Origin of the sequence: Mesorhizobium sp. Primo-A (genome assembly GCF_003997175.1) — a bacterium.
GTDB lineage: Bacteria > Pseudomonadota > Alphaproteobacteria > Rhizobiales > Rhizobiaceae > Mesorhizobium > Mesorhizobium ciceri.
In genome coordinates this window covers 1-15657 of record NZ_RZTG01000021.1, presented here as the reverse complement: position 1 = coordinate 15657, position 15657 = coordinate 1, and the positions used below count along the sequence as shown (strand labels likewise).

The following is a 15657-nucleotide window of genomic DNA, read 5'->3' as shown; positions in this document are numbered from 1 at the left end:
GCGGCCATCTTTTCGTCAGCAGGAAACGGACCTGAGGCCGTAACGCCGCCGGTCCCAACAATGGGAGCATACAGCATGAACTGGAAACTGACCGCGACGGCCATCGGCCTGTCGCTGCTGACTGTCACGGGCGTTGCCCATGCCGACGGCGAACTCAACATCTACAATTGGGGCAACTACACCAGTCCCGAGCTGATCAAGAAGTTCGAGGAGACCTACAAGGTCAAGGTCACCGTCACCGACTATGATTCCAACGATACCGCCCTGGCCAAGGTCCGGCAGGGCGCCTCCGGCTATGACATCGTCGTGCCCTCGGCGAGCGTCGTGCCGGTCTGGATCAGCGAAGGTCTGCTCTTGGAGACCGATCCCAACAAGATGGAGAACTTCAAGAACGTCGATCCCAGGTGGGTCGATGTTCCATTCGATCCAGGCCGCAAATATACCGTTCCATGGCAGTGGGGAACGACCGGCATTTCGGTGAACAAGTCGGTTTATGCCGGCGACCCCAACACATCGGCGATCTTCCTCGACCCACCCCCCGAACTCGTCGGCAAGATCAATGTCGTACCCGAAATGGGTGACATCATGTTCCTCGCCATCGCTTACGAGGGTGGCAAATATTGCAGCAGCGACATGCAGATGCTGAAGAAGGTGCATGACAAGCTGGTGGAGGCCAAGGCGAAATGGCTTTCGCTCGACTATGCGGCCGTCGACGGCCTGGGCAGGGGCGACATCGCCGCGGGCGTCAACTGGAACGGCATATCGCTGCGCGAGCGGCTTGAGAACGACAAGATCGTCTATGGCTATCCCAAGGAAGGCTATCCGATCTGGATGGACAATGTCGCTGTCCTCAAGGACGCCAAAAACGTCGACAACGCCAAGCTGTTCCAGAATTTCATCATGGATCCGCAGAATGCGGCGCTGATCTCAGCCTTTGCGCGTTATTCGAACGGCATCAAGGGCTCGGAAGCCTTCATGCCCGACGACATGAAGACCGCGCCGGAAGTCAACATTCCCGCCGATTTCGCCGCCAAGGGCCAGTTCATGCAGGCATGCCCGCCCGACGTGCAGGCGCTCTACACGAAGATCTGGACCGATCTGCAGAAATGACCTGACCAGGCTTTCCCGCGCCGCAGCACGCGGCGCGGTCATCTCCGTCCATGCAACGCGATGCGCAGATCGCAGGAGACTTCCCATGACCGATCTCGACCTTTGCTACATGCCGGCCAGCGAGGCGCTGCGGCTGTTCAAGGCAAAGAAGCTTTCGCCCGTCGAACTGATGCAGGCCACCATCCGCCGCGCCGAAGCCACCAAGCCGACGATCAACTGCCTCACCTTCACGCATTTCGACGAGGCGATGGATCTGGCCAGGAAAGCCGAGGCGAAATACGCCAGGGGGGCCCGTACCGGGGCGCTCGAGGGGCTGCCGATCGGCATCAAGGACGAGAGCTACATCAAGGACAAGCCGACCTCGCACGGCTCGCTGCTGTCCCGGGATGCCATCGGTGGCCATACGTCGACGATGAACGAGCGCATCATCAAGGCCGGAGGCATTGTCCATGCCCGCACGGCGACGCCTGAATTCAGCTGCGCCGGCTACACCTGGTCGAAACGCTGGGGCGTGACGCGCAATCCGTGGAACCCGGATTTCACGCCCGGCGGTTCGTCCGGCGGTGCCGCGGCGACGCTGGCGTCCGGCACGTCGTCGATCGCCACCGGCTCGGACATTGCCGGGTCGATCCGAATTCCCGCGTCGGCCTGCGGTCTTGTCGGCTTCAAGCCGCCTTACGGGCGCAATCCGGACGAGCCGCCGTTCAACCTCGATTTCTACTGCCACACCGGACCTTTGGCGCGAAACGTCGGGGATGCGATCCTGCTGCAGAACGTGATGGCCGGACCGAGCCCGCTCGACATCGCCACGCTCCGCCCCAAACTGCGCCTGCCCAGCGACTACAAGCCGATCAAGGGCTGGAAGATTGCTTTCTCGATGGACCTCGGTTCTTTCGAGGTCGATCCGGACGTGCGCAAGAACACGCTTGCCGCCTGCGATGTGTTTCGCTCGCTTGGCGCCACGGTCGAGGAAGTCGATCTGGGCTGGGGCGACGACGTGCTCAAGGCGGGCATGGCCTATCTCGAACATCTGTTCGGCGCCTCACTGTCGCAACTGCTCAAGGAGCACGGCAAGGACATGACGAGCTATGCCAGGCAGTTCGCCGAGGACGGGCAAAGGTCGAAGGCGACGGACTTTGTCGGAACACTGGAAGTGGCGGCCAGGATGTACCAGACGCTGGGGCCGCTGCTGGAGACCTACGATGTGCTGATCTGCCCGACCAACGCGCTTCCCGCCGTGCCGGCGGAGTTCGATCAGACAACGGGCACGGTCGAGATCAACGGCAAGCAGGTGAACCCGTCGCTTGGCTGGGTGATGACGACGCCGTTCAACATGATGAGCCGCTGTCCGGTTCTATCCGTGCCGTCGGGCCGGGCGGCAAGCGGCGTGCCGACAGGCATCCAGATCGTCGGCCGCACCTATTGCGATGCCGATGTCTTCCGGGCGGCCATGGCCTATGAGATGGCCAAGGGGCAGTGGTACACAAACGCCGAAACGCGCCCGTCGCTATAACAGGGCGATGCGGCCCTTGCCGCGATCGTGGTTGATCTGCGGTTTCGGTTGTGGTGAGCCGACGCCGGACACCTCGAATAGACGGATCCGTGGCGGCGCCGGCGATCGCCGGCAGAAGTCCGAAAGGAGCTGGACGAAGATGGCGCAACAAAACACTGCGGCGGCAAAACGCAAAGGCGCAACGGCGAAGAATGGACGTGCGGCAAACGATGCCGCGCCGCCCAAGGACCGTCGGCGCGAACGCGGCGAAGCCAGCGTGCAGCGGATCATCGACGCCACCATCGAGCTCATCGCGGAGGAGGGACTGGCAAGCGTCACCATGCAGCGCATCGCCGAACATGTCGGCTCGTCCAATGCCCTGGTCGTCTTCCATTTCCGCAGCAAGGAGAACCTGTTTCGCGCCGTCCTGCAGTATCTCAGCGATCGATACGACGAGCTGTGGGTGACGCTGGTGCGAGCGCCCGGCCTGTCGCCGGTTGAGCGGGCCCTGGGCGCGGTCGATTGCGCGCAACGTTTCGCCCGCCAGCACCCGAAATGGGTTTCGGTCTTTGTCGTGTTCTCCAGCGACCGCAAGAGCATGCAGATCTACAATGAGATCGGCCTGCCGAGCGATCTTGCCTACACCGCCGAAGCGCGCGAGTTGCTGATCGAGATTTCGCGCAGCGGCGGTTACACCGACGTCGACATCGACACGCTGTCGGAGAGCCTGAATTATCTGGTCCACGGCGCCTGGTATTGGGATCATCTCAATCCATCCAGCCGTGACACCAACGTGCTGCGCAAGACCATGCTGCTCCTGCTGCATCAGGCATTCCCGCGGCATTTCGAACTGATGCGCTAGAGCAATTCCAGGAAAAGTGTGAAACGGTTTTCCGTCCGGAATTGCGCCAAACAAGGAGTTGGAGTGGTTCGCCGTTTCCGTGAAACGGTGAACCGCTCTGACCGCTTTCATGGCTGCCGCAGATGGCAGCCGGCCTGCCGCTTCTGTTCCAGATACTCGTCGACAAGCTGGCGGTAGCGCACCTTGCCGAAACTCGGGAAATGGCCGCCATGCACGACCGAGACATCGAGGTCGCGCAGGCGCAGCAGTGTCGCCATGTAGTCTGATATGTCCGAGTGGTAGACGTCGTCGATCAGCGGGCCGTCATAGATGATATCGCCTGATAACAGGATGCCCGTCCTGTTTTCATAGAGCGCGATGCCGCCGGGCGAATGGCCGGGCGTGTGGATCACCTCGAAGGCACGATCGCCGAGATCGACGACGTCCCCATGCTTGAGCAAACGGCCTGCCGGTGCGGGCGGAATACGGTAGCGCGCCGTGTTCCAGCCTTGCGGCTGGCAATCGAACATTTCGTCGGTCGCATAGGTGTCGGCTGCCGTCCACTCGTTACGCGGATCGGCGAGGATCCCGGCCTCGGCGGCGTGCACGCACCGTTCGGGAAATTCGTGGTGGCAGCCTATATGATCGAAATGCGTGTGGCTGGCGACGCAAATCAGCTTGCGCTCGCTGACCAACGGCACGTGACGCCTGAGGCTGAAATGGCCAAGCCCGGTGTCGAACAGAAGGTCACGATCGCGGCCGCGCACATGCCACATGTTGCAGCGGAAGAACGGTTTTATCCAAGGCTCGTGGATCAAGGTCACGCCATCGCTCATGCGGATGGTCTCGTACCAGTCTGGTGCCTCGATGACCGCAAGCGTTGCCATGTTTCAATCCGTCAGAAAGTTCAGTCCGTCAGCAGGATGATCTGGTCGGTATCGCAGGAAATCGCGACCCTGTCGCCCGGCTGGACGGTCGCCGTCGCGGGCAATTTGGCGATGAAGTGGAGCGAAGGGTCCTCGACGGAAACGGCGAGCACGCGCTTGAAGCTGCCCTGGAAAACCACGTCGCTCACCTCGGCTGTGCCAAGCCTGACACCGCCGCGCGCCTCGCCGAGGACAAGATGCTCCGGCCGTATGGCCAGCGCAACGGTAGAGCCGACCGGCAAGGCGCCGGGCAGCGAGACCGGCCCGACCGGCGTCGCGACGGTGCTTGTCCTATCCTTCGCCTCCGTGACCGTGCCGGCGAGGATCGTGCTTTCGCCCATGAAGGTCGCCGAAAAACGCGTCGCCGGCCGTGCGTAGACGCGCTCTGGCGGACCTTCGTCCTCGATGCGCCCGTCATTCATCACCACGCAATGGTCGGCCAGCGCCATCGCCTCTTCCTGGTCGTGCGTGACATGGATAAAGGCGGTGCCGACGCGCTTCTGGATCGCCTTCAATTCATCCTGCATCTGCCGGCGAAGTTTGAGGTCGAGGGCGCCGAGCGGCTCGTCGAGCAACAGCACCGCCGGCTCGATCACCAGCGCCCGCGCCAGCGCCACGCGCTGCCGTTGGCCGCCGGAGAGCTGATGCGGCTTCTTGTCGAAGGCAGAGGCGAGACCGACCAGCGCCAGCGCCTCGCGCGCCTTTGCGGCGCGTGTCGCGCCGTCGACGCCCTGCATGCGCAGGCCGAAGCCGACATTGCTGCCGACGCTCATATGCGGAAACAGCGCATAGTCCTGGAACACCGTCGTCGTCGGGCGCTTGGCCGGCGGCACCGACGTGCAATCCTCGCCACGGATGAACACCTTGCCTTCGCTGGGGGTGACGAAGCCGCCCAGAATGGACAAGAGCGTCGTCTTGCCGGAGCCGGACGGCCCGAGCAGGATCGTGTAGCTGCCGGGCTCGATCTGCAGCGAGACATCCTTCAGCACGGTGTGCTGGCCGAAGCGATGCGAGACACTGCTGATGTCGACGAGGGGCGCGCTCATGCCGGCTTTCTCCGAAGCAATGTCAGTTCAAAAAACACCACCAGCACGATGGAGACGGCGAAGACCAGCGAGCCGACGGCATTGGTCTTGGGATTGAGGCCGGAACGCAGCAGGTTCCAGATCTCGACCGGCAGCGTGGTGTCGAAGCGGGTGAGCAGGAAGGAGATCACGAATTCGTCCCAGGAGAAGGTCATCGACAGGAAGAAGCCGGCGAAGATGGCCGGCGCCATGACCGGCACGGTGATCAACAGCAGCACCTTCCATTCCGGCGCGCCGAGGTCGCGCGCGGCGCGCTCGATGTTGATCTGATGGTCGCCCATCTGGCTGTAGATGATGGCAAAGCACAGCGGCAGATTGATCACGACATGGCCGATGCCGGCAGCCAGTAGCGATTTCGGTACGCCGGCCCAGTTGAACAGCACCAGCAGCCCCATGCCGATGATGAGATAGCTGACCGTCAGCGGCAGGGTGATCAGCCCGCGCAGCAGGCCGGAGCCGGGCAGGACGAAGCGGGCAAAGCCCCAGGCGGAAAGGAAGCCGAGCGTCACGGCGGCGAGCGACGAGATGGACGCGACCAGCAGCGAATTGACCAACGCCGAAGTCAGCCGTGGGTCCGAGAGCACCGCGTCGTACCAGCGCAGCGACGGGCCGGTGAAGGGCGGGATCGGGAACGACGTCGCCTGCAGCGAAAACAGTACCAGCACGATCACGGGCAGGAAGATGAAGCCGTAGACGGCAAGCGCGTAGAGCCAGGAGGCGATGCGGACAATCCTGCGCATCTCAGGCCCGCTCGATCTTCAGCCAGTGGGCGCAGGCGAGATAGGCGATGGTGACCACCGCCATCAGGATGATCGACAGCGCCGAGGCCAGCGGAAAGTCGCCGCGCCGGCCGATCTGCATCATCACCAGCTGCGGCATCAGCAGCTCGTTGTTGCCGCCCAGGATCTGCGGCGTGATGTAGTCGCCGATGCACAGCACGAAGGTGAGGAAGGCGCCGACCATGATGCCGGGCAAGGTCAGCGGCAGCACGACATGCAGGAAGGTTCGCACCGGCCCGGCGCCGAGATCGGCGGCCGCCTTGCGGTAGCTCGGGCTGAGCTGCTTGAGATTGGCGAAGATCGTCAGCGTCAACAACATGACGAAGAAGTGCACGAAGCCGGTGATGGTGGCGAAACGCGTGTTGGCGAGATGCACAGGCTCGCTGATGAGGCCGGAGCCGGTCAGCGCCCGGTTTATGACGCCGTTCTGCGCCAGCACCAGCAGCCAGGAATAGGAGCGCACGACATAGGAGGTCCAGAACGGCAGCACCGCCAGCATCAGCGCCAGCCGCTGCCAGCGCTCCGGCACCTGTTCGGCGAGGATCCAGGCGAAGGGATAGGCGAGCAGCACCGAGACCACGGTGACGATCGCGGTCACCTCAAGCGAGTTCACCATCGCCTGCCAGTAGGAGGGGTTGGTGAAGAATTGGCTGTAGTTGGACAGCGTGAAGCCGCCGCCCTCATGCGCCGTCAGGCTGGAAAACCCCATGGCAATGAACGGCAGCACGAAGAACAGCAGCGTCCAGCCGAGCGCCGGCGTGACCAGCGCCCAGGGCAGAGCAGAGCTCGCCCGGGGCAGGGTATGGCCCGCCCGGGGCAAGGGGTTGTTTCCAGCCGAGCTCATGAGCGCTATCGGCTCATTTCGCCTGCAGCATTTCGGTCCACATGTCCTGCATCTTCTTGTCGAGATCGGCGTTCGGCGCCGGATAGGCCTGGGCACGCGTCAGGAAGCCCGGCTGTTCGTCGAAGCGCAGCACCTTCTTCTGGTCGTCGGTCAGTGCTGCCTTGGTGTTGGCCGGCATGCCCCAGTAGCAGGAGGAGGTGGCAAGCCGCGCCTGGCCCTCCGGGCTCATAATGTACTGGATGAACTTCAGCGCCATGTCCTTGTTCTTGGAATCCTTGAACATGGCCAGCGACTGCGACCACAGAACCGCACCTTCTTTCGGGATGGAGAAGTCCAGCGCCGGGTTTTCCTTGGCTAGGCCCGCCGTCACCCATTCGCCGCCGCCGACCAGTATGTCGACCTCGCCCGTCGCCAGCGCCGTCTGGCTGGCGGTCACTTCGCCGACCAGCTTGGCATTGGCTTTCATCTTCAAGAGCTCGTCCTTGAGGGCGGGCAGGTCGGCTTCGGTGAGATCGGCCGTCTTCTTGCCGATCGCCAGTGCGGCCATGCCGATGACCGGCAGGTAGTAGTCGTAGATGGCGACCTTGCCCTTGTACTTGTCGCCGGTCAGGGCCGCCATCGACTGCATGTCGGCCGGATCGACCTTGGTCTTGTTGTAGCCGATCGTGTTGTAGCCGAACTTTTCGGTGATGCCGTAGCGCTTGCCGCCGACCATGGTGGAGCCGTTCATCTTCACCTGCGCAAACAGGTCGGCCAGCGGCAGCTTGTCTTCCGGCAGCGGCTCGAACAGGCCTTTTTCGACGCCGCGCGGCACGTCGATCGAATCGATCACCATCACGTCCCAGTCGCCCGGCTGCGACTGTTCGACGATGGCGAGGCCAGCGCCGGTGCCCTCGAAATCCTTGACGTTGACCTTGACGCCATTGGCCTCCTCGAAGGGCTGCAGCAGCGCCGGATCGGCATGATCGCACCAGATCAGCGCGTTGAGGTCGGCGGCCTGGACAGCGCTGCCGGCTGCGAGCAACAGCGCCGCGGCCGCGCACGCAGCATGCAGATGGCTCTTCAACATGGAAAGCGAATTCATGGTCTTGGAATGTGCGGACATCGAGTGTTCTCCCTTGCCTTTGTGGCTTCTTGCAAAAAATTGAACCAATTCTAAAATTGAGTCAATTCTGTTTTTGTGGAAAGAGGCTGGAATGAGCGGATTGCGGGCAAGGCAAAAGGCGGACCGGCACAGGCGCATCATCGAAGCGGCGGCGGAACTGTTTCGAGAGGCCGGCTATGAGGGCGCCAAGATAGAGGCGATCGCCACGCAGGCCGAGGTCTCGGTCGGCACCATCTACAATTACTACGAGAACAAGGGCGACATCCTCGGCGCCATCGTCTCGCTGGAGGTCAACGAGGTGCTGAATGCCGGGCAGGGCGTCGTCGCCAGGCCGCCGGCCAATGTCGGCGATGCGCTGGATACGCTGATCGGCATCTACATCGAGCACTCGCTGCACTATCTCAGCAAGGAGATGTGGCGGCAGGCAATGGCGATCTCGACGCAACTGCCCGACAGCCCGTTCGGCCAGGCCTACACCGCGCTCGACCGCGCGCTGACCGAACAGATCCGCGCCCTGATCGCCCGGCTGCAGGCGCTCGGCCTGGTGCGCCAGGACATCGACGGGGCGGCGCTCGGCGAACTGATCTTCAACAACATGAACATGATGTTCATCGAGTTCGTGAAACGCGACGCGGCGAGGATACCGGAGCTGCGCGCAGCGATACGGAGGCAGAACCGGATTTTGGTGGCGGCGATCGGGGTGTGAGGGAGTCAGGAGCAGACAGGAGAAAATCGTCGGTTCGGCATATTGTCATTTCACACCAGCGCTCGCCTCTTGAGTTGAATTTAAAGCCTGGTACAACTTAAGGGAGCATAAAAAGGGGAGGCGTAAATGGGGGCGTTTTCCATCTGGCATTGGGCGATCATGCTGCTGTTGATCGGCGTGCCTGTTTTCTTTGCTGTTCGATCGGCCGCGAAGCCGTCGCAGAATCCTGAGGCTCTTGTGGGCTTCGGCGGCTGGCTGATGCTGCTGGCTATCGGTCAGGCATTGTCACCGCTGCGCACACTCGCCGAATTGGGGGCCTCCAGCGATGGCGACAACCAGCTCATGCTGGTGCCGAATGGACCCATGGTGGTCTATGGCGAGGTTGCCCTGCTGCTGGCATTCATGGTGCTTCAGCTTGTGGTGCTCGTTGCCATGCTGAGGCGGAGCCTTCGGTTCAAGCAGTTGTTTCTCATCCAATGGCTCGCAATCCCGGTGGCGGTCATACTGGACGCGATCTGGGTCTCCACCGCGATCGGGGTTTCGGTTCGGCAAGTGGTCACTGGCGAGGCGCTTGCGACGCACATAGTCTCGTTTGTGCTGATAGGGCTCTGGGTCGCCTACGTCTACAAGTCCGTCAGGGTGCGGAACACCTTCACCAGGGTTGGGGCATCCACCCAGGTTGCTGGCGCGTCGTAGAAGAAGGCACAACTTGGAATGTTGGAACTGCGCGCGGCGATCCGCGGGCAGAACCGAATTCTTGTGGCGGCGATTGGGGTGTGACCTCGTGCACCACTATGTCGCCATCGAACCTGGAACGGCCAGATCCTGAGCCGACCGACCTCGACCATCATCCGTGACGGCTGCGACCTTTTGGAAGGTCTTTATTTCGGCCTCATTTATACGTGCTGCCCGCGCTCTCGCCTGGAGATCAACCAGGCGCGCCACGAGCGCTTGCGACGTCTCGACTTCAGGGTTCATCATTTTCATTTGTCCGATTGAGTGGCGATTTGACGAGCGCAACCCGCCGGCATCCCTGCCGGCGGGCCTGGCCGGTTCGAAGTTTCAGTCGTAGACTTTCACAATCTTGCGTGTGCTCGGGTCCACCAAAACCGTTCGGTTGTCGACCACCGTATAGCGGTATTTGACGTTGGGAACCTCGTGGAGTTCGACCGTGTCTGGCAGAGCCGTGCCGACATTCAACTCCACCCCCGGAAGCTTCACAGAAGCCAAGGGTTGCTTCTTCACGTATTCGCGCACGACGGTGTCCTGTTCCGGTGTGATAACCACATCCTGTGCCGCAACCGCGCCGACGCTGGCCAACAGCAAGAGCGCCGCAGCGGCGCTGCTTAGGTGCATCCTCATTTGTTTTTCTCCTCTTGTAACCTGGCGGCAGCACGATCGGCTGGGCGCCAGCCACCCGAACACGTCGCCAGGCCAAACGTTCCTCATACGGGCCTCTGTCTGAATCCGCGCAGGACCAAAGTCTGGTTGGAAAACGCAATGGTCTTACCCGTTGGGAGTAGGCGGAACGGCTTAGGCCTAAAGGTTGTTGTCTCTCCAATTCGGAGAGAAACAGTGGAAAAAAGTGTCGGCCAGGCGCGATGGTTGCTCGCACCGATTTTCGCAACAGCCATCACCTTCCTGGTGATGGGGGTCGTTCTTGGCTGACATGGCGTGGATCGGCGCAGCTACGTCCCTTCCTGCGCTGATAGGACCCGTGAGCTGCTTCGGCGGCGGGCGGGTCCTGTATTTCACCGTGCGCCCATGCATGCTCATTCGGCAGGCGTGGGCGCATTTCTAGCACATGTACCTTGGGAGGTTTATTATGGATCGGCGATCCTTCTTGACTGCAATGTTTGGCGTTGCCGGGGCAGCGGCCCTTGCAAGCGCTGTCCGCCCAACTGACGCAATGGCGGGTGTTCCAGGGGCCGGACACGGCATCCTCGATGAACTTGAGACGCCACAAACAGAGACCTTTGAAGAAGACGCACAGGCAGAAGTGCAGCAAGTCTATCATCGGGACTGGCACTACCGTCCCCACCGCCGCCGGCGGGGCTGGAGACGGGTTTGCCGCAGTTATTGGCGGCATGGTCGCCGTCGCATCCGGTGCAACCGCCGACGTGGTCCTTCGGTCGTCCTTCGATTTTAACTGATTTCCCGCCTCGGCCCGTTCCGGCTCACGCGCCGAGAACGGGCCGGTTTAGATTCTTTTCGGTGAACGATCACAATGACATTGGTCCAGAGATCGAATGAGAGTGGCAGCGCGAACCAACCGGGAAATGGCAACGATGATCGTGCGCCCGGGTTTGTGGCCTCCGTCGCTTTGCCGGACAAAGAAAACATTGCCGACCTTGTCAGGCGAACAGAGCGCATGGCCATCTTGGTGGTTCTTGGACTGAGCGGCTGGTTGATGCTCGTCCCCGCTATTTATCTTGTGCTGACGCACGGGATATGAAGCTTGCGGGACATCCGTGCGCGCCCAGGGTTGGATTGCAATCGCATCGGATCGCGGCTTCCGCAGCCGTTTCGTGTCACCGGCAATGTGGGCGGGACGGGCTGTATTGCTGGCGCGAGGCGCAGGTGCTTGGATCACCGCGGCCTACGTCCGGCATGCTTGGAGCGCTATAATCCAACTAGCCGAACGTAATCGGCTTCTGGCTTGCCGTAGGTGCCGTTTGCGCAGGCCGCAAGTCCGCTGCGGTCCCTGATGTGCACTTCGCCACGTCGAGAATAGATGAAACCACGTCCTTCCAGAACTTGCAGCCCAACGGTAACGCCTGGGCGTCTTGCTCCAAGCATGACGGCGAGAAACTCATGGGTGATCGCAAGGCGCTCGCCGTGGACCCGATCGTCACACATTAGAAGCCAGCGCGCCAACCGCTCTTCAAGGTTTGATTTTGCGTTGATCAGGGCCGTATAGCTGGTCTGGATGTGGAAGTAGTGGACATAGCGCAACAGGAAAAGGCGCAACGTTGGGCTGTTCGCAAGAGCCTCCTTGAAGGGCTCGGTTCCCATCCTGAAAGCGCTGCCGGCCGACTGAACGTAGCATTGATGCGCTGCATAGTCAGCGCCCATCACGAGCGCGGCACCGGTCATTCCCTCAAAGCCGACAAGGCCCACCTCGGCTTCCTTACCTGAAGCCGTCGCGACCACAGAAGCGATGCCGTCCTCCAGGAAGTACACCGTCTCGATCTCCGAATCGGCTTTCTCTAAGGTCATTTTCGGCTCGAGGTCACACAGTTCAAGGTGTGGCTGCAAAAGCCCCAGGTCACCAGGGTCAAGCCTGCGCAACAATTGGTTTCTGTAGGAATCGTTCTCTGGATTGGTCATAGCTCAATCCCGCTTGGGGCAAGAGCTTTCCAATCTCCCTGCCGTCTGCGCCCGTAGACACGTGCAGACGATTTAAAAAATATACGCCCTCTGGCGCGCGATTGACAGTGAAATGCAACCTGATGCACGGCGTCCCCTCAGCCGCCGAATTACAAAACAGGGGTGTACAAAGTTACAGGGTTGGAATCGTACAGAACTCTGCTTCGTACGAATCCGACAATTTGTGATCGCAGCCAACGAGCCGGCATGATGTACATGGTTATCAATGTCGAGGCAGAGCGACGAGAGGGCGACCGACCGACTGGCAAGGCGACGGTTGTGCCCCATAACGGGTCAAAAGTTTGGCATCTAAATTGCTTTCACAGGTATGGGGTGGGCGAGAGCCCGTCGCTTCGCAAATGGAGCGGCGGGTCTACCCTACCAGTGACTGTCGAATGGCCACGGCAGCAGAATGTACCGCCTTTCAGCAGAAACTAACGGAACATCCGTACTCGCCCGAAGTTGGATTGCAGGAAGCGTCGCATGCGGGCTTCCGCAGCCCGTTTCGTGTCACCGGCAATGTGGGCGGGACGGGCTGCTTTGCGTTGGTACGCAATTTATACCGCTGACTACTTGTGGGTAATCCAGTCCAACAAGCCAACGTTAACCTGCTCGCACCCGACATATTCGCGGACCAAGCTTTCAGCCAGGTGGCGCCATTCACACTCGGGAACGCCTGTTTCCCTGACCAGGTTTCGAAACGCCGAGCGGAGAATGTCGGCATCGAAGGCCGAGACGGCAACAGGACCTGGCTCCGGATCTCCCTCCCGGGCCATGTCATCGCGATGACGTTGGCGAAGGCGCTTGAGCAGTTCGCGCGAGGCCTCGATTGCGCGTCGGGAGTGGTCCATATCACGGCGAAATGAGGCAGTGCCGGCCAGGGAATGGTGCCGCAACCGAAAGCTGGTTTCTATAACCGCGCGTGCGACTTCTATATGCGTTTCTGCCATCGCGGCCTCCCTTCCTGCGAAAGGATTTATTTACTCTCTTGTCACGCGTGACCCAAGAAGGATTCAACGTACGGTTTGGTACGAAGGGATGGCGCGCAGATGGGCATGGTCCGGAACGAACGAAGGGCCTGAACGGCAAACTATTTGCGATCCAGGCCCCTAGCCGTCGGGTTCGCGGCGACATTGCGCCCGCGGAATGCCATTCACAAGCTGGACCTTGGTCTTGCCATTCCCGCGGGGGGCGTCAAAGTCGGAGACGCGCTGAACAGTTAGAACTTCATCGCGATGCCGACGCGGAAATCGTGCGTCTGAAGCGTGTGTTCCAGCGTGCATCCGCCGCCACAATATTCAAGCGACTTCTTGCCGAAGAAGGAGAAGTCGTATTCGCCGCGCAAGAACACGTTGTGTGTGAGCGCGACGTCGATGCCTGCTCCAACAACACCACCGACCAAGGTGGCATCCCGCTCAGCGTTTCCACCCGGGTAGAATGTCTTCAGCTTTGCAGCGGTTACACCAGCCGTGACGAACGGCATGTAGGCTCCCATGTCCATGCCAACGCGACCCTTTACGGATCCGAACAAACCTGTGGAGGCGTCAAGGACGCCTGGGCCTGGAATATCGTCGAAGGTGTTCTTCTTGAAGCGGTAGCCAAGCTCGCCTTCGACGCCATAGACAATCTTGCCGGATTGGAGGTTATAGCCTGCAAAGCCGCCGACCGTTGCCGAGCCGACATTATGCGTTGCGCCAGCCTGGGCGCCCGGTCCATAGATCTTGTAGTGTTCCAACGTTCCGGCACCGAACACGCCGGCGTATGGCCCTTGCCAGGTCCATTCAGGGGTATCGACAGGAGCGATCGTCATATCGGCAGCCATGGCCGGAGCCGCGGAAAGCGCAACGAATGAAGCGAGCAAAAAAGCTTTCATGAAATCCCCATCAAAATCGCCAATCGCTTTATATCGATGAGCCTGCAACTTTGTATATAGCTAGGAAGTCACACCCGTAGGCTAAGTTGCTGCGCCTGAATTCGGCGAAATAGGTATCGGGATGGCCGGTGCAAGCAGGCATCCCTCGAAGAGCTCAATACTTCCGCGTCAGGCTTCGATGCGGGCATTATCGAGAAATTCAAGTGCGGAGCGTGGAAGGGGTGCCGTTCTGATCTTCAATGAAGCCGCTGCCGCACGGATCAGGCTTGCAGCTGTGTTCGTGAAGAATGCCGATGGGTATACCGGACGGCTCAATCCGCAGCAATCAGGAAGGATGCCGTCGACGCCATAGTTAGGCGGCGGCGCGCAGGGCGGTGACTCGCCCAATGTCCGGGTCCCTTCGCAGCCATCTATCGGTAAAGTCCCGGGTATTTGGCCTTCTCAGCCTGGCAATTTCCCGCTCTCTGGACCGCCATGGCGTAAGCTCTTTCATAGGTGTGAATGGCCTTCCGGAACTTAGGAGGATTAGGCGTCAGGTGTTTTTCTATCCCCTCGTACAAAAGCACAGGGACAGCAATGATAGCTTTTCCATTCTCTGTAGGCCTCAGCCGGCACCTTTGCATAACGCCGTTGAGGTTACCTGCCATTTTAGCGGCCAAATTTAACTTGGCATCGGGCATCCCGACCAGGAAGTGGATATTGTCCTGTCCTGCCGAAGCCGCCGAAGACGCGAAGCAAATTGCGGCGGCGAGTGCGACCAAAATGCGGATCAAAGTGACGTCCCCCCAATATTCCCAAATCTGAGCCAGGCTGAATATTTGGCAACCTAGCACCAAGCACACTATCCACAAATATGACACCTTCAAAACGCTCTCGCTCGATGCGCCAATGGGAGGGACTGACCTTAGGCGAATCGATTTGCTGGTGGCGCCGGAACCTTACGAGCCGGAGGAGGACGAAGAGGATGATCCGGATACGGTGATGCTCTGGGCGGATACTCGCGTTGGCAAATGAAAAATTCCAGGTGGATAAGCGGTGGATCGAACCCGAACCTTGTTTTCTAAGCTTTTGAAAATGTTATGGTTTTTGCATTGTGCTGGTGCCCCCGGACGGAATCGAACCGCCGACCTTCGGTTTACAAAACCGCTGCTCTACCAGCTGAGCTACAAGGGCACGGCGCTCCGGTTAGCATATTTGTTGAGCCAGTAAAGACAAAACTCCGTTTTTTCCCGGCATGCCGCATGGGCCATCGGCGAGGGCATCCTGAAAACCGCCGGATTGCTTCCTACATCTAGGGAAGGGTGCAATCGCTTCGAGCAGGGGTGTCGCATGATCAGATTTGTCATCATTCTCCCGATCATCTTCGTGGCCTGGATGCTGCTGGTGAAGATCATCAGCGACGTGAAGAAGGCCAATGTCGACTGGACCGGCGTCACCACCATCATCGGTTTCATCGCGCTGGCGTTCTGGCTGCGCCATGTCACGGGGATGGGGTGAGGGAATAGGAATAGGGGAATAGGGGAATAG

At 60.5% G+C, this 15657-nt stretch carries 15 protein-coding genes and 1 tRNA gene; 6 read left to right on the top strand and 10 right to left on the bottom strand.

What is annotated here, in order from left to right; translation table 11 throughout:
- Window positions 1–75 precede the first annotated feature (75 nt).
- The 3 genes from EOC83_RS29255 (at window position 76) to EOC83_RS29245 (ending at window position 3464) form a co-directional block, all read left to right on the top strand.
- The gene (locus tag EOC83_RS29255; RefSeq protein WP_024503894.1) at window positions 76–1110 is read left to right on the top strand and encodes an extracellular solute-binding protein; all 1035 of its coding nucleotides are present in this window, start codon (window positions 76–78) and stop codon (window positions 1108–1110) included.
- Between the two features lie 85 nt (window positions 1111–1195).
- Window positions 1196–2623 (top strand): amidase, encoded by a 1428-nt coding sequence (locus EOC83_RS29250; protein WP_063168087.1) that lies wholly within the window; start codon window positions 1196–1198, stop codon window positions 2621–2623.
- Window positions 2624–2762: 139 nt separating this feature from the next.
- A complete protein-coding gene (locus tag EOC83_RS29245) occupies window positions 2763–3464 on the top strand; it encodes a TetR/AcrR family transcriptional regulator (protein WP_063168086.1) in 702 nt (233 codons plus the stop codon).
- 107 nt (window positions 3465–3571) lie between these two features.
- Here the strand turns inward: EOC83_RS29245 and EOC83_RS29240 are convergent, their stop codons facing one another.
- The 5 genes from EOC83_RS29240 to EOC83_RS29220 are packed head-to-tail and all read right to left on the bottom strand — an operon-like array spanning window position 3572 to window position 8182.
- A complete protein-coding gene (locus tag EOC83_RS29240) occupies window positions 3572–4330 on the bottom strand; it encodes an MBL fold metallo-hydrolase (RefSeq protein WP_063168085.1) in 759 nt (252 codons plus the stop codon).
- 20 nt (window positions 4331–4350) lie between these two features.
- On the bottom strand, window positions 4351–5415 hold the full coding sequence (locus tag EOC83_RS29235; RefSeq protein WP_063168084.1) for an ABC transporter ATP-binding protein: 1065 nt from the start codon (window positions 5413–5415) through the stop codon (window positions 4351–4353).
- Window positions 5412–6194 (bottom strand): ABC transporter permease, encoded by a 783-nt coding sequence (locus EOC83_RS29230; protein WP_013531381.1) that lies wholly within the window; start codon window positions 6192–6194, stop codon window positions 5412–5414. Before EOC83_RS29230 ends, EOC83_RS29235 begins: the two co-directional genes overlap by 4 nt.
- Before the next feature lies 1 nt (window position 6195).
- Complete coding sequence (locus EOC83_RS29225) at window positions 6196–7077, bottom strand: ABC transporter permease (protein ID WP_063168083.1); 882 nt, start codon at window positions 7075–7077, stop codon at window positions 6196–6198.
- Between the two features lie 13 nt (window positions 7078–7090).
- On the bottom strand, window positions 7091–8182 hold the full coding sequence (locus EOC83_RS29220) for a spermidine/putrescine ABC transporter substrate-binding protein (protein WP_063168082.1): 1092 nt from the start codon (window positions 8180–8182) through the stop codon (window positions 7091–7093).
- A 91-nt stretch (window positions 8183–8273) separates the two neighbouring features.
- Here EOC83_RS29220 and EOC83_RS29215 point away from each other — a divergent pair, with 91 nt between their 5' ends.
- Together EOC83_RS29215 and EOC83_RS29210 are read left to right on the top strand one after the other, a co-directional pair.
- Window positions 8274–8888 carry a TetR/AcrR family transcriptional regulator gene (locus EOC83_RS29215; protein ID WP_024503901.1) on the top strand — a complete coding sequence of 205 codons (615 nt, stop codon included), beginning with the start codon at window positions 8274–8276 and terminating at the stop codon, window positions 8886–8888.
- 126 nt (window positions 8889–9014) lie between these two features.
- Window positions 9015–9584: a DUF2569 family protein gene (locus EOC83_RS29210; RefSeq protein WP_063168081.1), complete on the top strand. Its 570-nt coding sequence runs from the start codon at window positions 9015–9017 to the stop codon at window positions 9582–9584.
- A gap of 366 nt (window positions 9585–9950) precedes the next feature.
- Here EOC83_RS29210 and EOC83_RS29200 read toward each other — a convergent pair whose 3' ends face one another.
- From EOC83_RS29200 to EOC83_RS29165, 5 genes are all read right to left on the bottom strand, one after another.
- A complete protein-coding gene (locus EOC83_RS29200) occupies window positions 9951–10250 on the bottom strand; it encodes a DUF1236 domain-containing protein (protein WP_013531386.1) in 300 nt (99 codons plus the stop codon).
- A 1260-nt stretch (window positions 10251–11510) separates the two neighbouring features.
- Window positions 11511–12218 (bottom strand): Crp/Fnr family transcriptional regulator, encoded by a 708-nt coding sequence (locus EOC83_RS29185; RefSeq protein ID WP_063168079.1) that lies wholly within the window; start codon window positions 12216–12218, stop codon window positions 11511–11513.
- A 608-nt stretch (window positions 12219–12826) separates the two neighbouring features.
- Window positions 12827–13207: a hypothetical protein gene (locus EOC83_RS29180; protein ID WP_013531389.1), complete on the bottom strand. Its 381-nt coding sequence runs from the start codon at window positions 13205–13207 to the stop codon at window positions 12827–12829.
- A gap of 269 nt (window positions 13208–13476) precedes the next feature.
- On the bottom strand, window positions 13477–14130 hold the full coding sequence (locus tag EOC83_RS29175) for an outer membrane beta-barrel protein (protein WP_013531390.1): 654 nt from the start codon (window positions 14128–14130) through the stop codon (window positions 13477–13479).
- Window positions 14131–15227: 1097 nt separating this feature from the next.
- A tRNA-Thr gene (locus EOC83_RS29165) sits at window positions 15228–15303 on the bottom strand.
- A gap of 156 nt (window positions 15304–15459) precedes the next feature.
- Here EOC83_RS29165 and EOC83_RS29160 point away from each other — a divergent pair.
- Window positions 15460–15627 (top strand): hypothetical protein, encoded by a 168-nt coding sequence (locus EOC83_RS29160; protein ID WP_013531392.1) that lies wholly within the window; start codon window positions 15460–15462, stop codon window positions 15625–15627.
- Window positions 15628–15657 lie beyond the last annotated feature (30 nt).